The 19,514-nt window shown below is 39.9% G+C and carries 16 protein-coding genes and 1 CRISPR repeat array (1 of these 17 running past the window's edge); of the genes, 4 read left to right on the top strand and 12 right to left on the bottom strand.

All coding sequences use genetic code 11. From position 1 onward, the window contains the following. Positions 1-1,826: direct repeats of the CRISPR family, unit length 28 nt; unit sequence TTTCTAAGCTGCCTGTGCGGCAGTGAAC; it reaches 179 nt to the left of the window's first position. Between the two features lie 138 nt (positions 1,827-1,964). The 8 genes from cas6f to L4C32_RS13530 all read right to left on the bottom strand — a co-directional run bounded on the left by cas6f (position 1,965) and on the right by L4C32_RS13530 (position 12,148). Continuing rightward, positions 1,965-2,543 carry a type I-F CRISPR-associated endoribonuclease Cas6/Csy4 gene (gene cas6f, locus L4C32_RS13565; protein WP_428197418.1) on the bottom strand — a complete coding sequence of 193 codons (579 nt, stop codon included), beginning with the start codon at positions 2,541-2,543 and terminating at the stop codon, positions 1,965-1,967. Positions 2,544-2,552: 9 nt separating this feature from the next. Further along, entirely contained in the window at positions 2,553-3,554 is a 1,002-nt protein-coding gene (gene csy3 / locus L4C32_RS13560) for a type I-F CRISPR-associated protein Csy3 (protein WP_428197417.1), read from the bottom strand. 8 nt (positions 3,555-3,562) lie between these two features. Then, positions 3,563-4,621 (bottom strand): type I-F CRISPR-associated protein Csy2, encoded by a 1,059-nt coding sequence (csy2, locus tag L4C32_RS13555; RefSeq protein ID WP_428197416.1) that lies wholly within the window; start codon positions 4,619-4,621, stop codon positions 3,563-3,565. Further along, entirely contained in the window at positions 4,618-6,132 is a 1,515-nt protein-coding gene (gene csy1, locus L4C32_RS13550) for a type I-F CRISPR-associated protein Csy1 (protein ID WP_428197415.1), read from the bottom strand. Before csy1 ends, csy2 begins: the two co-directional genes overlap by 4 nt. Beyond that, complete coding sequence (gene cas3f / locus L4C32_RS13545) at positions 6,122-9,457, bottom strand: type I-F CRISPR-associated helicase Cas3f (protein ID WP_428197414.1); 3,336 nt, start codon at positions 9,455-9,457, stop codon at positions 6,122-6,124. The genes csy1 and cas3f overlap by 11 nt, the downstream gene beginning before the upstream one ends. Continuing rightward, positions 9,454-10,449 carry a type I-F CRISPR-associated endonuclease Cas1f gene (gene cas1f, locus L4C32_RS13540; RefSeq protein WP_428197413.1) on the bottom strand — a complete coding sequence of 332 codons (996 nt, stop codon included), beginning with the start codon at positions 10,447-10,449 and terminating at the stop codon, positions 9,454-9,456. Before cas1f ends, cas3f begins: the two co-directional genes overlap by 4 nt. Positions 10,450-10,516: 67 nt before the next feature. Beyond that, positions 10,517-11,476 carry a helix-turn-helix transcriptional regulator gene (locus L4C32_RS13535; RefSeq protein ID WP_428197412.1) on the bottom strand — a complete coding sequence of 320 codons (960 nt, stop codon included), beginning with the start codon at positions 11,474-11,476 and terminating at the stop codon, positions 10,517-10,519. Positions 11,477-11,665: 189 nt separating this feature from the next. Beyond that, positions 11,666-12,148 (bottom strand): MarR family winged helix-turn-helix transcriptional regulator, encoded by a 483-nt coding sequence (locus L4C32_RS13530; protein WP_428197411.1) that lies wholly within the window; start codon positions 12,146-12,148, stop codon positions 11,666-11,668. 92 nt (positions 12,149-12,240) lie between these two features. Between L4C32_RS13530 and L4C32_RS13525 the strand changes: the two genes are divergently transcribed. Together L4C32_RS13525 and L4C32_RS13520 are read left to right on the top strand one after the other, a co-directional pair. Further along, a complete protein-coding gene (locus L4C32_RS13525) occupies positions 12,241-13,137 on the top strand; it encodes a DMT family transporter (RefSeq protein ID WP_428197410.1) in 897 nt (298 codons plus the stop codon). A gap of 1 nt (position 13,138) precedes the next feature. After that, a complete protein-coding gene (locus tag L4C32_RS13520) occupies positions 13,139-13,723 on the top strand; it encodes an acyl carrier protein phosphodiesterase (RefSeq protein WP_428197409.1) in 585 nt (194 codons plus the stop codon). A 5-nt stretch (positions 13,724-13,728) separates the two neighbouring features. On the opposite strand, the gene L4C32_RS13515 is transcribed toward L4C32_RS13520, so the two are convergent. Beyond that, the gene (locus L4C32_RS13515) at positions 13,729-14,184 is read right to left on the bottom strand and encodes an exoribonuclease R (RefSeq protein WP_428197408.1); all 456 of its coding nucleotides are present in this window, start codon (positions 14,182-14,184) and stop codon (positions 13,729-13,731) included. Between the two features lie 164 nt (positions 14,185-14,348). Between L4C32_RS13515 and L4C32_RS13510 the strand changes: the two genes are divergently transcribed. Next, positions 14,349-14,630 carry an RNA recognition motif domain-containing protein gene (locus L4C32_RS13510; protein ID WP_428197407.1) on the top strand — a complete coding sequence of 94 codons (282 nt, stop codon included), beginning with the start codon at positions 14,349-14,351 and terminating at the stop codon, positions 14,628-14,630. Between the two features lie 16 nt (positions 14,631-14,646). Then, positions 14,647-15,276 carry a 3'-5' exonuclease gene (locus L4C32_RS13505; RefSeq protein ID WP_428197406.1) on the top strand — a complete coding sequence of 210 codons (630 nt, stop codon included), beginning with the start codon at positions 14,647-14,649 and terminating at the stop codon, positions 15,274-15,276. An 82-nt stretch (positions 15,277-15,358) separates the two neighbouring features. Here the strand turns inward: L4C32_RS13505 and L4C32_RS13500 are convergent, their stop codons facing one another. The 3 genes from L4C32_RS13500 to L4C32_RS13490 all read right to left on the bottom strand — a co-directional run bounded on the left by L4C32_RS13500 (position 15,359) and on the right by L4C32_RS13490 (position 19,478). Further along, entirely contained in the window at positions 15,359-16,636 is a 1,278-nt protein-coding gene (locus L4C32_RS13500) for a DEAD/DEAH box helicase (protein WP_428197405.1), read from the bottom strand. Between the two features lie 130 nt (positions 16,637-16,766). Then, positions 16,767-18,587, bottom strand: a complete 1,821-nt coding sequence (locus tag L4C32_RS13495; protein WP_428197404.1) for a methyl-accepting chemotaxis protein — start codon at positions 18,585-18,587, stop codon at positions 16,767-16,769. A gap of 213 nt (positions 18,588-18,800) precedes the next feature. After that, a complete protein-coding gene (locus L4C32_RS13490) occupies positions 18,801-19,478 on the bottom strand; it encodes a hypothetical protein (protein ID WP_428197403.1) in 678 nt (225 codons plus the stop codon). Positions 19,479-19,514: the final 36 nt, after the last annotated feature.

Here is a 19,514-nt window from a genome sequence, read left to right as displayed (position 1 = left end):
ATTTCTAAGCTGCCTGTGCGGCAGTGAACTCTGGTAGAATAATAAGAGTTCACGCATCCAATTTCTAAGCTGCCTGTGCGGCAGTGAACAAATCACAATTGCTGATCTCCTTACGCCAACTTTTCTAAGCTGCCTGTGCGGCAGTGAACTATCTGGGTAAATGTTATATAGCCTTGCCGGTTTTCTAAGCTGCCTGTGCGGCAGTGAACAGAGTCATTTGATCGCCCAATACTCAGCTAAATTTCTAAGCTGCCTGTGCGGCAGTGAACTCCGCTTCCTGCGGGGTCTGTCCATGTGTATGTTTCTAAGCTGCCTGTGCGGCAGTGAACTGGATGCAAGTAAGGCGCACCCCAAGGTTAGGTTTCTAAGCTGCCTGTGCGGCAGTGAACCGCGTAACTCCGTTTACTTTCGTTGCCTCTGTTTTCTAAGCTGCCTGTGCGGCAGTGAACATTCGGCTTACATAGGCCGCCAATTTTCAAAGTTTCTAAGCTGCCTGTGCGGCAGTGAACTAGATTTAGAATCATGTCCCGTCTGTTCTAGTTTTCTAAGCTGCCTGTGCGGCAGTGAACATTATTTTAAGACGTTCAATGCTTTTATGTTTTCTAAGCTGCCTGTGCGGCAGTGAACATTATTTTAAGACGTTCAATGCTTTTATGTTTTCTAAGCTGCCTGTGCGGCAGTGAACGATTAGGTGGATATCAGTCCATAGATGCTCGATTTCTAAGCTGCCTGTGCGGCAGTGAACACTATGTGGAATGGGCGAACTTCCTATCCAATTTTCTAAGCTGCCTGTGCGGCAGTGAACGACGATTCCGACTTGGACGATTTTGAATTATATTTCTAAGCTGCCTGTGCGGCAGTGAACGCTATCATGGCGGGGTTTCTTTATTTCTTCTTTTTCTAAGCTGCCTGTGCGGCAGTGAACCTCGAATATCAAAATCAATCGTGTATGGCTGCTTTCTAAGCTGCCTGTGCGGCAGTGAACGTTAAGGTCTGTCTGGATATTTCCATGAAGACTTTCTAAGCTGCCTGTGCGGCAGTGAACTATCAAGCTTGCTGCAGGATAGGGGGATTAACTTTCTAAGCTGCCTGTGCGGCAGTGAACATAATGGCGGGTTTCCCCGCCTGACAATTAAGCTTTCTAAGCTGCCTGTGCGGCAGTGAACTGGCGCGTTAACTTGTCGAGCAACATTCTGGATTTCTAAGCTGCCTGTGCGGCAGTGAACTGCTAACGCTTGGCGCTTATCGAGTTACTGGTTTTCTAAGCTGCCTGTGCGGCAGTGAACGTGGTCAGACTTGGATGACCAAGACCTTGAAATTTCTAAGCTGCCTGTGCGGCAGTGAACGTCAGACTTCTATCCAGGCGCATCAGCGGCAGTTTCTAAGCTGCCTGTGCGGCAGTGAACGATGGCGGTGAACTACCACACCCTGACACAATTTTCTAAGCTGCCTGTGCGGCAGTGAACGGCGTATCTCGACGTGCAGTCTCGCGGGTATTTTTCTAAGCTGCCTGTGCGGCAGTGAACACTCAAGCCTTTATCAGTGCCTTTAAGCTTGATTTCTAAGCTGCCTGTGCGGCAGTGAACACTAGAGTCGGCTTATGATATTTACTGTGACTTTTCTAAGCTGCCTGTGCGGCAGTGAACATATGATGGGGCCATTTGAGGCGTTTAGAGATTTTCTAAGCTGCCTGTGCGGCAGTGAACATTTAACATCAGAGCTGAATCCATCACTTAACTTTCTAAGCTGCCTGTGCGGCAGTGAACCCAACAAGCTTCAAGGAGTGCTTCGCGAGCAATTTCTAAGCTGCCTGTGCGGCAGTGAACAATAGAATATCAGCACAAAAATAAGTTACAACAAGCAGATAAGTAAAAATAACCATTTTTACCTAATTTTTCATACTTGTTGTAACCAACTGATTTTATTGGTTCGTTTTTAAAGAGCTGATTTTTGGTTATTTTGGGTTAAAACCAAGGTACAGCACCACCTTGACTTAATCCATAGCAATTAAATTTTCCTTTAGTCGTGTTATCAGCCATTTTTTTATCAATAAATAACTTAAATTTTTTCTGTTCCGACAAACTATTTACGTTAACAAAAGGCAGTGTACTCTGCTTAGCTTCAAACTGAGATAAATACTCGATTGCTTGCGCTAGAGTTTCACCTTTACGTTTCATCCTTCGTCTAGCAAGTCGCTCAATACTAGAGTCAAATTGCACACGTTTGAAACAAGCAAATTGCGAAACAGTTGATGGTACGCCTTTTACCGAGGTGCAGTGAACATAATCTGCAAACCGTTTCAACCATAATTGAATATCAAGCTTTTCCAGCGTGGCCATTGAAGCTGAAAACAGCCTAATTTTACTTCCTAGCGGAAAAATTTTATCACCATATTCTGGTATAGAGATAGCAATAGCAGATTGGTTCTCCGCAATTTTATGCTCAACGAAAGCAATATGTAACTGCTGATAAACCTTTTGCCATAAAAAACCTAAATTAGCTTCCGCATCTGGCAGTAAAGTAACATCGAGATAATATTTCATTATCGATCCTTAGCTTTCGCCCTCACCAAATACACCACCGCGAATAATCATAGCTATAATAAAATGTTTTTCCGTATCACTAATTTCTTTTCCATTTAGCCAATTAAGTAATAGTGTTTTAAAATCATTTCTAGTCGAACGATAAGCAACACCACGTTGAGTCACTGAGCCATAAGCTTCGATTGCTATTGGTTGTTTTGTTTTTTCAAAATCAGGATACCAATCGTCAATAGTGCGTAAAGCATTACCAACTTTCTCACAATGCATTGCTGCAATGCCATTTAGTGAAAATAAATGCCTGCTTTTTTCACCTTTAGGGACATTTAAAACCATCTCTTGTGATGGCCAAATACGCTGTCCTTCTCCCAGTTTGGCGTAAGCTATAATCGTTAATATTATGTTCTCCTTTCCTGCCAAGCCATTTTTTATAAGTAGTGCAAGTTGCTTAACTTTGGCATCATCTGAGTTCGTGTCTTTTAATGAATAATCATAAGAATCAAACTCAATTGAATTGCTATCTTTTGAATAAAAAACTTGTACTTTAAGGTCTTGCGCACCAACACGGTTGCGCCATAAAAAACGCCCATTAGCGATATTGTAAGCATAACGTTGCGCAAGTTCATCAAGATTTGATTGGACATATTCTTCAATCTTTTCACCAAATACATTTTCAAATCCAACCTTGTTACATGCCGTAGGTTGGCTTAATCCACTTACAATTCGCAAAGTAAAACTCACTTTTAACGTATCGTTATCATGACTTAGTGAAGCGTCATCACCCCACGCAAGATTTGCTTCTGCTATTTGCTTTTGTAATTCGTCTTCATTCTCCAAAACCTCTTGTTTGAAGTTACTTTTAACGGCTCGATTACGACGTTCAAAAAGATCGATGGGAGTCCATGCTGTTTTATCGCCAATACACTCCCAATCACCTGAATGCATTAGTGCATCTGAAGGCTCTAGTTTACGGTCAAATGCCAACACGCTTGGTAAAGTTATATCTGCCATCATTATTTTCCTTAAAATAGGTTAAGTGCGTCATTAAAATTGAGAGTTTTTATCTCTTCTGATTTAAGRTTCGGTTCGTTATTATTACTTGGTAAATGGCTAGTTTGTCGACACAAGTACCACTGCCCTTCTTGCTTATAACGCCAAATAGTATCTTTTATTTTTTTGATGTTATGCACGCCCTTCCATTCTCCAACAGAATGGATAGACTCCACAAAACAACAAGGCGTGACTTCATCTCGGGTGCTTAATACTTCTTCAGGCGCATACAACTCACTAATTGCTTTATAGCCAGTCATCAGTGGTACTAAATACCCAGAATATGGTTTCGCTATATATGTCCAATTTGCCCGTGTGTTTTCATCTGGCTGAGTTTGGTCATTATCTAGTTGTGGTATTGCTTTAAATTTTAATGCACTAAAGTCTAACCAAGCATCGAATAACTGAGGTTCATCTTGATCATTATTCATTTCTTTATGAGTTGTTAACAATACTTGATAGTGATCGTTCAGATAGTTACTTCGCTCCAATAACACAAAGCCCGGTAATGTGAGTTTTTTTATTTTCCTTAACATTTCAATATGCTGCACTTCTGTGCTAGCAGATATTACTTTAGCTCGTTTAATATTTAGAATACTGCCACCAGCCAGCCTGAGCCCAAAACAAATATCTAAAACATCCTTTTCAAACTGCTTAATTTCACCTGCCGAAAGTAATAGGGATTGTTCGAGTTCAATCACTAAACTTACTGACAAATTCATTTTCCCCTCTTCTATAATTGGCGGTGATGAACCCTTATGCTTTGCCAGAACGGGTGGGTTTTTACTTTGCAAAAACTCAAAGTCAGCATTTTGTTTTGATTGATATACTTTGTTATAAAAGGAATGAGATATCACCGCACACCCGATTAAATCGAGATCATACTGACCATCATAACTGTTCGATAATTTTCTATTTAATGCATGAGTAAATCCTAAAAAATTTGTTACCGCAGGAAATCCCCAAGTAAGCCCTGCAATAGAGTTTGCATTTTGAATATCTATATGACTCAACACCATATATTGGCTCATACTTTCACCTCCTGTATAGCAACCCTTTCTCTTAATTCAATTAAGAAACAATCAGTCCATAACCTCGCTTGAATTGGGCTCAACTGTAGTTTGCTTTTTTTATCAAGCTGATTATTTAACCAACGCCCGTACGTTTGAGCTAAAGAAACCTGCCATTTATTATTCAACTTTAATACCATGGCAGCCTCATCTTCCCGCCATGGCTCAAGCACAAGTTGTTGGTCATTAGGAAGTTTGCTATTTGCAGTCCACCCTTCAAGTGATTCATTAAGGTTGATCATTTCCAAGTAATTGAAAAATTGACTACTAATCGCTTGTAATTTATTGATCACAGCTTCATTTCGTTTTGGTTCACTGATGCTCAATGATTTATTTTTAATTAAAAGCAAGTAGTGTTTTAACTCTTTAATTTCATTTATTAATTCAAACGCGAGTGATTTATCGAAGATAGAAACCTTATTAACATAAGATGGAGTGTTAGATTTCCATACAGGTGGCATCGCGGGTAACAATGCCACTCTTCCACCACGCTTACCATTAAGCGAAGATGCATTAGAATGATTCGAGCCTGTCACATGTAAATATGCTTTATTCGGATAAGTACAGGTTGTGGTTTCTGAATATTTCTTGATATTTTTTTGACTTCGCGTTTTTTCCTGTTCTTCATCCCAGTATTTTTTATGCTCAAGGTGTATTGCATGCACCAAAGACGATGACGTAAGTGGCATTAATAAATGGTACTGCTCATTGCAAATAGGAAAGTAAATTTGTTTTGATAAAAAGTAGCTTTTCTTTTTTTCATTCTTAATAAATTTTGAAAAGCCTATAGCCCACAGTTTTATCAGCTCTGCATTTTCGCTAAATTTACTAAAAATTGCTTCATTTTCATTCCTTAAATAATCACCAACATAACCATTTCCTACTTTAATATTATAAAGCTGAGAAATAGATGAGTATTTATTATCGGGATATGCAGTATCAAGCACTGGATTTGATGCAGTACAAACATAATATCTATTATATTTATCACAAGATTCATGATACCTAACGTCAATAGATGATCCCTTGCTACTAGAATGTGTTAATTTCGCGATATGAGTTGCAAGGTAACTATCTTCTCCAAAATCAAGTGCCCAATTAAGCCATTGTTCATACTTGTTCAGACTATTAACGAACTTAACATTTTCAAAAAACTCTCTATAAATATCGTTAAGATCGCAATAGTTTTTAGATATGCTTATTAACTCATCTATCACGTTTTTCTTAAAGAGTACTTTCTCTTTTTTAGTCGAATTTTTGACAGCTTTTCTCTTTTTAATAACTCCTATTTTTATTTTTAGTTCGTTATTTTTTTTTAATAAAGGCTTCAACTGGACATGAATTTCATCAATAAACTCCTTATGGATCTTATCTAGTTTCTCAAGAGTTCGATCAGTAATCTTTTTATCACCAACGTTATCAATATATTCCTTGATTGAATCTTGAACGCTTTCATTCAGTTCATTCTTCACTTTTATATTCATCCTTTTTCAAAAATTTGTATATCCCCAAATTTGGATGACACTGCCATTGCTCTGGTGAGTTTTCATCCAGTTTCCTTAACGATAAGTAAGTAAACTTCTCCCTTACATATTCTTCATTTACAGATAAAACTCTCGCGAGCTGCGCTATTTCATCTTTTAAATTAAAATCACCCCAAAATACATTTCTCAAACCTACCGCTATATCTTCCGGTTTTTTTGCTATATCAGTCGTGTTAACAAATTGGGGTGGGAATATTTTTGGTACTTTCTTTTGCCAAATAACTTTATCAGTACGTGTAAAATTAATTATGAAATCATCGTTAGCTAAAGACAGCCTAAAGGGCTGTAAACGCTGAAGCTCTCCACACCAAGTCACTTTATTATTCCACCATAGAGATGCGTTATTTTTCTGTTTAATACTCCCGACCAATCGCAATTTTTGAGAAAAATGTTCAAGCTCATTAAATGAACAAAATTTAGGTGCAATGTCATTTGTTACAGAGAGCGTATTGGGCGTTTTAATTCTTGGGATTGCATTTACTTCAAATTCATTATCAATGCCAAGACCACTAAGTTCATTAGTCATAAAACGTAACTCTTGTGTCTCGAAACCTGGTTTTTCAAAGCAAGGCGACTTACCTTTTAACCCCTTATAGTTTTTAGACAATATATGTATATTTTCACAAACAGGAACTTGCTTACGATGACGTTGCACTCGCCCTGCTAATTGAATAATTGATCGCATTGAGCTTGGCTCTACAATTGCCCAATCATAGTCATGATCTCGCCCCACTTCAGCTACTGCTGTCGCTAACACGACAAAAATATGATTTTTTTCAGCATTTTTTTCTACAATACTTCGTATTTCACTGTTTACTAACCATTCTTTTTCACTGTGACGAGAAAGCGCATTGTCTAACTGTTTTTCGATTTTTGAACGTTGAAGTAAAGGAAACTGGCTATGATAAATGCAATAATGAATTATTGTATCTACGGGCGTACCTTGCGCAATCAGGTATTTACCCACTTGGATCAAGGGATCAATATTCGCCATACGCACTAAACCAATCGATATTTTTTTACTCGCAACCACTAAAGCATGTTGTTGATGAAGTTCAATGACCGATTGCCTTATAACCTTCGCCATTTGTTCAGTTGGAGCAAGATTTTCGTCTGCCTCTATAGTGATTAATTTAGCTTTACGATGAGGGTTAGTTTTCTTTTTTAAATTAGAAATTCGTTTTTCTACAAAACCATCATGAGTATTCGAAAAGTGCGATGTATCTGTAATAAATGTTGCCTGTGGCTTTTTAAATTCATCAAACCATGCACAGTAAACCTTGGCGGTTTCACCTAGTTCACCATTCACTTGAGTATAATGCTTACGACCTTCTTGATATGCAGTGAACAATGCACTGGCAAGTGACGGTGAAATAGTTGCCGTTGAGAGCAATACACGGCTACCTAACATGCCAGCCCAATTTACCAAACGACACAAAGCAGGCAGATCTTCCAATCCAAAATCATCTGGTTCATCAAGGACTAAATCTGATGTCAACAGCCTAAGCATTGGCGCGATCTGCCGACCACCTCGAATACCTTCATTTGCTGGCATCAAGTAATCTATTGTACTTACTAACACAGGTGATTGGATGAGCTTTAATATTTTAGGATCATGCTCAAGCCACGTAGTGCATGCGCCAAAATAATCAGGTAGATTTTCTTTTAAGATCATTTCATCTTTCAAAAGTGATTCTGCGGACTCACTGCCTTTATCTTGTTGTTCGCTAGTATTAGGCACTCTTGCTTGTGCGTGTAAATCCTTTACGGCTTGTGAACCAATGAGCAATGCAAGTTCATCATAATCTAGATCCAAATCTTTTCGTAATGACTCACCAGTTTGCAATGTTAACGTTCTTAAACCTAACGCAACGCTAAACCTACATTGACCTTCATCAGATAGTCCATACATGATCCGCGCATTGCCACGCGTCTTCCCCTTCCCAGTAGAGGCCATGCAAACACCAAAAAAACCATATTTGAGGCTATCGTCTTTCATTTTTTTAGCTAAATTAAAAGCACTATCTTGCCATCCAAAGTCTTCTTGATGATTGTTAGGTACTTTATCAGTGAATGATTTATTAGGGTTTAACTGTGGTAATTCACGCTTCAATTTAAACAATTCTTTAGCAATTAAATACGCATTAAGCCCTACTGCAATGTTATGTTCATCAAGTTTCTGTTTTCGGTATTTGTTACCATTTTCATCTTTATCTGTATTAGCATAAGCATGATAATTTCTATCTTGTAGCTCTGGAGTCGTTTCTTTTTTCGACGAATAGTAGTGATCAGATAACATCAACGATAAGCGCGCCAAGTGAATGGTGAAATGTTGTTCGAACCAGTTCTGCTCAAACATACGATCACAGTGCAATATTTTTTTTGCACAGATACTCACTTGTGTTTGCCAATGAGCACTTTTTAGCGGTGTGCCATATGGGAAAATCCAATTTTGTTCAATGACACTTCTGTCCCAATCATCATTTAAACACTGCGGTGAATTCCAGCAAGCCTCTAAACTAAAATCAAGCCATTTATCCATACTTTCAAATGCGGGCGGATTATCTTCATTCTTTGGGTATTGAGGCAATTTATGATGAGAGACAATTAACCATGCAACCAATTTTGCTAACGGAGGAAGTGCTTTAAATGGGTTTTCAGGGTTTAACTTTAAGCCGTCTTTTAATTCCGCTAAATTGATGAGCATTTTCTCTTCTGCTAAATTATCAATGTTAACAAGATCGGTAAGCCAAACTTTATCTTCTCTACCTGCTACAAACGCTTGAAAAATACGAAGAGAAACCCACTCATGACGATAAGGTTCAAAAGTTTTTCCTTCAAAACCTGGTAGCAATTTATTCTGAAATAAGGCTATTGCCTTTCCAGCATCATGGAATAAACCAGACAGATTTGATAGCAATGCAATAACGTCAGAGTTCAGGAAAAACGCTTCCTTATCATTAATAGGCTTTGATGTACTATTCACTGGCACCACACCCTCTAAATTAAACTTCAATCGATTCCCCACCACCCACAAAAACTGGCTGCGAGAGCGCGAGCGTATCCAATGACAACTTACCGCAGTGCTTTTACTCGCCGTTCGGCGCAGCATTTTTTTTACGGTTAGCAGGCCATCTTCGGTAATAATGGTTTGCCATGTGTTATCGCCAATGCGATTAGCAAAGGCATCTAATACTCTACGTGTTTTCTTTAAGGCATTTTTTTCGCATTGAGAAACAAAGGTGACCATCATCTTGCTTGCTCTCCGCCATCTGCCGACTTAGGCTGTTGATGTGCTAAAGCCACTTCTTTCACGGTATCAAACATGAAATCCAACACTTTATGATCGGTAAAGGCTTGCAGAACTTGTTGGCGAAACTCTTGCTCTGTATCGTTTTCTTTGGCACAAATAAATGCCCACGGCAGTACTATGGTGTCTTTAATTAAATCAGCGACATCAAACACTAGCGCGCCTCGTCGGGTTTTCCCATGCATTACAGCAAAGCCATGTGGAATGCCTAATACCCATAATGTTGTCGCAGCCAAGCCATAAGCCAAATAGTTGCCGTGATTCAAAAAATCATTGGCTTTATCGGTAGATTGATGTTGTCTTTTAAAATCTTGTAGCTGAACGTTATTAGCGGCAAACTTATAGAGATGTTTGGTTAATTGCGCTTCTGTCAGTAGCAAGTCACTCTGCTTGGTTGCGGCTTCCGTTCGCGCTTCAAACCGCTCAAACGCTTCTTGCAGCCCTGACTCTTTGACATTAAATCCTTCTTGTTTTAGTTCTCTGTCTTTTGCCCAGATCTTCTGTAAGAAATCTAATCTTGCTTGCTGAAATGCTTTTGCTGCTGCCAAGCGTTTTTGATCATCGAACCAAAATGACATCCACCCTTGTAAATACTCGGTTGGACGATATTCGCTTTGTGGCGTAAACCACTCAATAGGCTGCTCTACATCATTAGCCATGTATAAGGGTGTGCCACCGCCACCACTAAAACCAACCAACACACCTGCTTGAGCGAGCATCCTCATGGCGGCTTGAGTAATTGAAGTCCCGTTACCTAGCAGTAATACGGTGCTATTGGCGATGGGAATATTGAAGTATTGGTTTTCATTTTTCGCTTCTGTGAGATATAGAACACGGCCATCTTTTTGCATCACTCGGCAATATTCGAGATAAAACATATTGGTTCGTTTTGAATGCAAAATACTTTTAAGATCAGACGAAGAAAAGTTTTCCATATACCCCCCTTAAAAAGTTAATACAAACACCTTACTAAACCGTAAGGTCACATACTGACCCTGTGCATTATTTTTGCATTCTTTCTACGGCTTTTAACAAACACTGCGCTACAGCCTCTTTCAAAAACACTGGAGATATAACAGTCACATTTGGTTGAAAGCGCATAATTTCACGTACCAATTCACGATGGTCACTAAAAGAAAAGCTAAGAGTTAATTCACCCGTTGCGAGAGTTTCAATTTTCTGATCGCTATGCCATGTATGATCTAGTACCCAAGGTGCAACAGCTTGGTCAAAACGAATAATGGCTTGATGCTGAGTACTACCTACCATTAAGCCATAACTTTTTTTAAGGTAAGCTTGAATCTGCTCTTCTGGCAATCGATGAAAAACCACATTGCTATCTTGTGCTGAAACCAGTCGATTTAGTGAAAATATACGAATTTGATTTCGTAGGTGACACCAAGCTAAGAGATACCATGCATCTTTATACAGGAAGACTTTTTGTGGGGAGAGTGTCCGCTGAGTGGTGTTTTGTTGACTATCTTGGTATTCAACATTAATGCTAAGTTCAGACCATAATGCGGTAGTTATTTGATTAAATACATCGGTATGATTAATGCTTATTATCGCACTGAGTATCTCTATTTTATTCGCGATACCAAGATCTTCTACTTGATTTTTTGTTTTCTGTAATACGTGTTTAATGCCTTCAAGCTCTTTGCTTAGTGAGCCTGTATGTAAGTCAGTAAATAACTTTTCGGCAGTTAATAGTGCAAACCACTCTTTATCAGAAAAGTTCAAATACGGTAGGGTTAACTGCGGACAACTAGGATCGTAAATATAGCCTTTATGTTCTCTGTCATATAAAATCGATGCATCAAATTCATCATTAATTTTTCGAAGCAACCGCTTAAATGTAGATTCTGAGCACTCTAAGGCCTCTAATAACTTACTCTTTGGTACAGGATATCTTGAGTGACTTAGTAAACGATGAATAATAGATAAACGAGAAATCTGCTCCATTATTAACAACCTTATCAATCATATGAATCAGTACATCATATCATAAAAAGTGTGTGCTTTTATTGTGGAAGATTAAGAGAATTATATTTTTAGTCCATAAACAACATACTAGCACTCTACTCCTTATTTTATTATTTGCTCTCTCGCCCAAGTTCATTTCACCTTTCACTAATTTACTGATGATATTTGCTATTCCCACTCTTTTAACCACTTGGTCAGCAAGTGATTCATTTGCTGTTGCTCCTCTTCAGTTAAGCTGCTGGTAATTTGCTGCTGTTTGACCACGTGTTCAGTCAAAGCGGTATTAATGAGTAAACGGCCCTCTATGGTGAGTTTAACCATAACACTGCGGCGATCTTCAACGGAATGGCTACGCTCTATTAGCCCTTTCTCTTCTAAACGAGTCATGCGGTTGGTCATGGCTCCGGATGTGAGCATCAGTTGAGTGAGGAGCTCAGAAGGGGTCAGCTGATAAGGTTCTCCTGAACGAAGTAGTGTCGCGAGCACATCAAACTCACCGATCTTAATCCCATACTTCTCATGGCATTCCGAAATATTTCCAGCACTATACTTGTATATTCGGCCCATTCGACCCAAAATTTGCATAGGTAACGTATTTAGTTCGGGTCTTTCTCGTGCCCACTGCTTTTTAATTCGGTCTAACGCGTCCATTTACTGGCCAATTTAATTTAACGTGAAGATACTTTACATAGAGTTATTCTATCTGTAAAGTGCGCCCCTTATCTTAACGTGAAGATACTTTAATGAACATTTTGCTCGCCATGATCCCTGCTTTTTTCTGGGGAACCACTTATGCAGTTAGTCAGTTAACCCTGCCTGATTGGCCACCGCTATTTTTAGGCGCTATCCGTGCTCTACCAGCGGGTATCATCCTATTGGTGTTTAAACCAAAACTGCCACGTGCTCATGAATGGGGCCGCCTTTTAGTGCTTGGTACCATCAACATTGCGGCCTTTTTCTGCATGATTTTTGTGATGGCGAATAACTTACCTTCCGCGATCTCTTCGGTAGGTATGGTAACGGTACCTGTTTTTGCAATTATCATGACTTACTGCGTTTATCGCGTTAAACCGGGCAAAACACAGCTTTTAGCCAGTGCGATTATCGTCACAGCGACTTGGTTTCTCTTTGACCCGAGCAAAGTCTCTTTAAGCGTAGTTGGCATTGTGGCGATGTTAGTAGCGATTCTATGTCTATTAACTGGCAGTATGCTAACTAAAGTACTGGCCAATAGAATGGATTGGAAAACGGTGCTTGCTTGGCAGTTAATTATTGGTGGAATTCTGCTCTCTCTGGTTTCGGTGGGTGATTACTTTGTACACCCAGAGCAGTATATGGCGATATTCAATCACATTGAGATAAAAAACCTCATTGGCATTGTGTGGATTGTCATCATTAACACGGTTATCGCTTATGGGCTGTATGTATGGTTACTGCAAAGAATGTCTGTGGTTGATATCACTTTTGGTAGTATCGCTAACCCTATCGCAGGCATCCTTGCTGGGGGTATATTGATGAATGAATCGTTTACACTGTTCCAGTACTCTTTAATGTTAGTCATGATCATGGCATCCATGCTACCGCAATTGGTGACCAAGCTGACTAAACATGTTGTTCGTGTCAAACAGGCAAAGCGATAATTTGAATTTTTTAGCCCATCTTCATATCGCACATCGCTGCCAAAGCAGTTTAGCAGGGAATTTATTAGGCGATTTTGTAAAAGGGAATCCAGATAATCATTTTGTCCCTTCAATTGCCAGCGGTATTCGATTACACCGTTTTATTGATAGCTATATTGATGCCCACGATGATAGTAAAGTGGCCAAGAGTCTCTTTCCTGATCACCAAAGAAGATTCGCGCCGATCGCGTTGGATATGTTTTGGGATCACTGCCTTGCTAGGCATTGGGCAGATTACCATCCAACTTCATTAAGAGTGTTTTGCAAAGAGACGCAGCGAGATATTCAGAGTCAACCCATTCAGTTTCCGCCTCGTTTTTTACAAGTCACTCAATCGATGTGGCAAGGGCGTTGGCTGGAGTCATACGCTGAAATGGAGAATATCAGCTTTGCCTTACATAGGATGTCGTTACGCAGTGAGAGAATGGCTCCGTTAGCCGCTTGTAATCAACCGCTTTTGGAACACTACGACCCTTTGCTTGCTCTATTTAAAAAGCTGTATCCACACTTGATAGATACAGCGATAAAGCAGGTAAACCGTTCTTAAGCTTTCTATTGGTTGCCGTTTTTAGCTGCCAATTCAGAGTATTGTTGCAGCAATTTTGACAGTGCAGCTAACCAACCTAATGTCTCTTTCGGCGGAGTTTGAACTAACTCTTCCGCTAACTCACAGTGTTGTTCAAGAGTAACGGCCTCTTCTAAGTTAAACAGCATCGCATAACTGTGCCACAAAATAAGTCGCTGCATACGCTGGCTGTTTTGAGAGGCATTGTCGGACTCTGAAAACGCATATTGCACCTCACCTAAGGCGACCGCGACTAAACGTAACATGGCGTCTAACTGGGCAGTCTGTTTTCTATCTTCACTGGCTGAATCATCATGCTCAAACGTAAAGATCTCTTGCATGCTCTCTTCGGGAACCATTCTACTCACGACTCGGTGGCTAAACTCTTCAAGTTCATGGCGAGGCATAGTCACTAAGCAGTTAAAGGTATAGTCGCGTTCCATAATATCTCACGGTTTGGCTGAAAATTTCCGCTATTCTAACCATAGTGCGAGTTAAAGAAAACAAGCAGTTTGCATCAATTTCTGTATACTCTGCATCTTAGATTGCTTATCCCAAACTATCTGGGATAATCAGCGTCAAAATCCTACCAAATAATGGCATTATCATGAAACTACTTGTACGCAACCTAGCTCGCACAACGACCGAAGAAGAACTTCAACATATGTTTGAAACTCACGGCACCGTTCAGTCTTGTTCTTTGGTCATTGATCAAGCGACAGGAAAATCTAAAGGCTTCGCATTTGTTGAGATGCCAAAAGCGGGTGAAGCCAAAGCGGCAACCAAAGCGCTAAACGGTACTAGTGTCGCAGGCAACAAGCTACGTGTTAAAAAAGCAGAAGATAAGGCTGCTAGTGATGCTGTTTCTGACAGTGACAGTGAAGAGTAATCACTAAGCGAGACCGATGGTGACTATTTCTACCTCTGCCCATAATGTTATCGTTCTCGATTTCGAAACAACTGGCCTTTCACCAAATCAAGGCGATCGCGCCATTGAGATTGGTGCGGTTAAGCTGGAAGATGGCATTGTGGTCGACCGATTTCAAGAGCTGATGAACCCAGGTTTTCGTATTAGCGGCTTTATTCAAGGTTATACTGGTATCAGTAATCAGATGCTGCAAACTGCTGCGCCCTGTGACGAGGTAATGGATCGCTTTGCTGACTTTATTTGTCACCATAACCTGGTGGCACACAACGCTTCTTTTGATCAGCGTTTCTTAGATGCCGAATTGAATCAGATTGGTCGTGATTATAGCGGAACTTTTGCCTGCTCTATGCTTATCGCTCGTCGTCTATTTCAAGATGCCCCTAATCATAAACTCGGTGGCTTGGTTGAGTATAAAAATATCGACAACGATGGGGTGTTTCACCGCGCGTTAGCTGATACCGAAATGACAGCTAAACTGTGGTTAGTCATGCTCGATGAACTCGACGTGACATTTAACATTCAGCGACCTGATTTTTCGTTAATGCGAACCATCAGTAAAACGGCTAAAGCTCAAGTGTTCAACAAACTGACTAGCCTTTCCAGCTAACTCATACTGCGAGTTATTCGCTGACATAAAAAAAGGCTGAAGATAATGAGTATCTTCAGCCTTTTTTTATTACGTATATAAACTATGCTTTCTTATTTTTTATCGCTGAGCGTAGACGAGCACGTCGCTCTGCAGATGCTTGGTCAGCACTTGGATTGTTAGTACGACTTTTACGATCTTTAAATGCAGGTTTGCTATGCATCTTTTGAATCAACGCATCACGGTTAGTTGGTTCATATCCATCTAGAATAACTCGGTGAATACGCTGCTCAATTAATGTTTCTACTTGAACCAGCGATAACTCCTCTTCACGGCTCACGAATGAGATGGCGTTCCCTTTTTTGCCCGCACGGCCAGTACGACCAATACGATGAACGTAATCTTCAGCTAGGAATGGCATATCGTAGTTCACCACATAAGGCAGATCAGCAATGTCTAATCCCCTAGCAGCAACATCGGTAGCCACCATAACGCGCGCTTTACCCTCTTTAAACTCATCAAGAGCACGTCTGCGTGCGCTTTGTGCTTTGTCACCGTGACACAAAACTGCTTTAATCCCATCGAGCTTAAGCTCTTTCACCAGCATGTTAGCGTTCTCTTTATAGTTAACGAACACCAGCACCTGTTTCCAGTTCTTTTTGCCAATCAATTCAGACAAAAGCTCATGTTTGCGTTTCTCTTCTACTGGATAGACAACGTGCGAAACAGTATCCGCCGTGGTGTTTTCACGATCCACAGAGATGCGCTTTGGTTTTCGTAAAATATCATTGGACAGTAGGTTAACTTGTGTCGAGGTTGTCGCTGAGAACATCATGATCTGAGGAGCAGTATTCACTGCCATCATAATGTTACGAATCGCGTTGATGAAACCCATATCTAACATTCTGTCTGCTTCATCAAAAACCAGAAACTCAAGATTGCTAATATTTACGTTACGCAGTTCCATGTGTTCAGTTAAACGACCCGGAGTGGCGACTAAAATATCTAACCCCTCTTCCAATCTTCGAACTTGCGATGACATTTTGTTTCCACCATAAATAGCGGCAACTTTTAAATCGGTGTATTTGGTGTATTGCTCAATATTGTCAGCAATTTGTGCTGCCAACTCTCTTGTTGGCGCCAAAATTAACGCACGAACTCTTGAGCGTACTCTTGGTTTCGGTTGGTTAAGCAGTTGCTGGATAATCGGTAGTGCAAAGGCTGCTGTTTTGCCGGTTCCAGTTTGCGCATTGGCAAGAATATCGTGACCTTTACGTGCCACAGGAATAGCTGCTTGTTGAATCGGAGTGAGTTTTTCATAACCGCATTCCGTTAATGCTTGAACGACTTCTTGGGAGAAACCTTGTGATGAAAATGACATATGCTAATTCCTAATGCGTGCGGCGGTAAATAACCGAACCAAAATACGGTCGCAGATTATAGTGCAATATGCATCAGATCAAAACAAAAAACGAGCCCAATGCAGGCTCGTTTTACTATTATACGACTATTTACGATTTAAATTTCGAGATTGAGCTGCTTAATCCCGACACTTGCTCCACAATGCTTTGTACTGCCACTGAGTTCTCTGACACAGAACGGTTATTCCCCCCCGTTATCTCTTGTATCGCAGTAACATTCTGATTAACCTCTTCACTTACTATCTTCTGTTGATCAAGTGCCTCTGCAATTTGCGAGCTGTTGTCCATGATGGATTGCATCTCAATAATGATCTCATTCAACTTCTCTTGAGCCGAAGAGGCTTCGTTAACACTGTCTTCACCCAATTCACGACACACCGAAATTTTGCCGACTACTTCATGCGTCTGTTTCTGTAGCGAGTTAATGATAGAAGAGATCTCTTCTGTCGATTTGCTTGTACGCTGGGCTAATGCACGCACTTCATCTGCAACCACAGCAAAGCCACGTCCTTGATCCCCTGCTCGTGCCGCCTCTATCGCCGCGTTTAATGCCAATAGATTCGTTTGCTCTGCAATATCACGAATAACATCAAGCACTGAACCAATCGAATGGGATAACTCAGATAAGTTGGTCACTTCATTCGACGCTTCAGACAACTGAGTTGATAAATGAGAGATGGTGCCACAGGTTTTTTCTACTTGAGAGCTTCCTTCCCCTGCTTTGATGTGGCTTTGACGCGCATTTTCTGCCGCTTGCTCTGTGTTGGCCGAAATATCTGAGATAGTTCCTGCCATCTCGACAATTGAGGTAGCAACCAGACGAGTTTCATCTTCTTGCTTCGACAAGGAGTCTGACGTTGACTGGCTATTTTGCAGTAACTCTTCCGATGCAGAACCTACCGCTAAACTGACGACTTTACTCTCTTCAATAAGGTTACGCAGATTTGTAAGGAACTGATTAAAACTGGTGGCCACTTCGGCTAATTCATCTTTACCACTACCATCCGCTTGAATCGTCAAATCTTGGTTTTCTGAAATGGTGGTCATGGTCATTAATAGACCAGAAATACGTTTTCTAATATCGCGACTAATAATCGACGTAACGACCGTTGACACGATAATCAACAGCACAACAAATATGATGCTGTATTTTAGCGTCAGAGATTTCTCATTTTCTATACGTTCATTAACGGTTTTACTCAACTCTTTAAAATAACCTTCCGCCGTTCTTGAACGCTCACGAATAACCCCTTTTAATCCTTCTGAGTAGCTTAACCCTAATTCAGTTTTTACGTTTACTAATTCCAAAACGATTGCGTGAATTTTGGTTATTTCTTCGTCATTCTGATACACTAGATCGCTGGTTAAATTCTCTTTACGTTTGTTATAATCGTCTATATATTCAAGATTATCAGAGTAATAAAACAACATAACATCATCTACGAGTGACTGATACTCATACCGCATAGACGGTTGGATAGACGATAGGAACTGTGTTGACTCACTCTTAAAAGAGTCAATCACCCCTTCATTACCTTTCACCCCTAATGCTTTATATCCTTCACCGACTTTGTAAAAACCTTGAGCATAGTTTTCTAACGAAGCATCTATATTTGAGAAGTTGAATTCAAATCCGCTGGAGATTAGAGATGCTTGCAATTCTTGATTAAATGCTTTTAAGCTGGCGTAATTTTTCTTGAAGGTATCAATATATTTTACGTTTTCACGGCTTAAGAAATCTTTCTCGTTACGTCTTAAATTTAACAACGTCACCTCCATATTCGAGACAATGGTCGCTTCATTATTCAAGACGAGCACTTTCTGTTGTGAATACCAACCTGAAAAGGCCACTCCTGATAGCGCAACAATCGAAAGGAGGGTTAATAAAATTAATTTCTGTTTTATAGTCATAGTTCTAAACTTCTTTCTAGGTGAGTATTGTCATTATAGCAGTATATTTATGCCACCTGTTACATTTAGAATACAAATGATACATAGTTAGTTAACTTTAGGGTTTTATTGTGTTCTTTTCAATTACAACGACTTCTAATGGCTGTCATATCTCACTTTAATTACTGATAAAAAACTCACCCCTCACTTTAAACACCTTTTCCTTGCCTTTTCTTACCTTCTCTCTAACCATTGATTTAAGTTTCCTAAAGCTTGCCTTTCATAACTATCATCAAGCAATAAAACAGACTGCTGTTTCTGCTCGCAAAACCGAACAGTGGGAGCATAAACACTGCCATATTTCGCCCAGTAATACTGCGTAGCCGCCTGTGATCTATCATCAACATTACATAGAATAACTTTACATCCGTGACGTTGGTATCCTTCAAGCTGATTTCGTTTGCTTTTGCCGTAATCCAATGACGCATCTACTTTCACATAGTCGGACATTTTGATCATCTCACCCTCATCGCATAACAACCGATTAAACGAATCATTAATGCATATTTCTACTCCTACACTCTGAAGAAAATCAATCTTAATAAGTAGTTCATGACACAATAATTGTTCTTCTTTCAACTCAATAACGATATTAAATACGTTGGCTATCCTTGATAACTTCTTTAGCATGGCAGAATTAGTGAGGGATTCTGATGATAACCAAAAAAAAAGTGGTGCATTCTTTTTAATAAGTGATTTGTTAATATTGAAAGTATGATCATACAGAACATTCGTTAATATTCGCTCTTCTTTTAATTGATGATTTAGATTGTTGGATCTGTCATTTCTTATGATCAGAAAATAACCAACTGTTGTCTCATCCTCTGAGWATATTTCTTCCAAAAACCACATATAACCCCCTTACATCCATATAATATTATTTATCAC

The organism is Aliivibrio kagoshimensis, assembly GCF_050337105.1.
GTDB lineage: Bacteria > Pseudomonadota > Gammaproteobacteria > Enterobacterales > Vibrionaceae > Aliivibrio_A > Aliivibrio_A kagoshimensis.
This window is presented reverse-complemented; position numbering and strand designations above follow the sequence as displayed.

Excerpts from the sequence above, each read along its gene's own strand:
- cas6f (WP_428197418.1), bottom strand. The coding sequence starts at position 2,543 with ATGAAATATTATCTCGATGTTACTTTACTGCCAGATGCGGAAGCTAAT.
- csy3 (WP_428197417.1), bottom strand. The coding sequence starts at position 3,554 with ATGATGGCAGATATAACTTTACCAAGCGTGTTGGCATTTGACCGTAAA.
- cas3f (WP_428197414.1), bottom strand. The coding sequence starts at position 9,457 with ATGATGGTCACCTTTGTTTCTCAATGCGAAAAAAATGCCTTAAAGAAA.
- cas1f (WP_428197413.1), bottom strand. The coding sequence starts at position 10,449 with ATGGAAAACTTTTCTTCGTCTGATCTTAAAAGTATTTTGCATTCAAAA.
- L4C32_RS13535 (WP_428197412.1), bottom strand. The coding sequence starts at position 11,476 with ATGGAGCAGATTTCTCGTTTATCTATTATTCATCGTTTACTAAGTCAC.
- L4C32_RS13530 (WP_428197411.1), bottom strand. The coding sequence starts at position 12,148 with ATGGACGCGTTAGACCGAATTAAAAAGCAGTGGGCACGAGAAAGACCC.
- L4C32_RS13525 (WP_428197410.1), top strand. The coding sequence starts at position 12,241 with ATGAACATTTTGCTCGCCATGATCCCTGCTTTTTTCTGGGGAACCACT.
- L4C32_RS13515 (WP_428197408.1), bottom strand. The coding sequence starts at position 14,184 with ATGGAACGCGACTATACCTTTAACTGCTTAGTGACTATGCCTCGCCAT.
- L4C32_RS13510 (WP_428197407.1), top strand. The coding sequence starts at position 14,349 with ATGAAACTACTTGTACGCAACCTAGCTCGCACAACGACCGAAGAAGAA.
- L4C32_RS13505 (WP_428197406.1), top strand. The coding sequence starts at position 14,647 with ATGGTGACTATTTCTACCTCTGCCCATAATGTTATCGTTCTCGATTTC.
- L4C32_RS13500 (WP_428197405.1), bottom strand. The coding sequence starts at position 16,636 with ATGTCATTTTCATCACAAGGTTTCTCCCAAGAAGTCGTTCAAGCATTA.
- L4C32_RS13495 (WP_428197404.1), bottom strand. The coding sequence starts at position 18,587 with ATGACTATAAAACAGAAATTAATTTTATTAACCCTCCTTTCGATTGTT.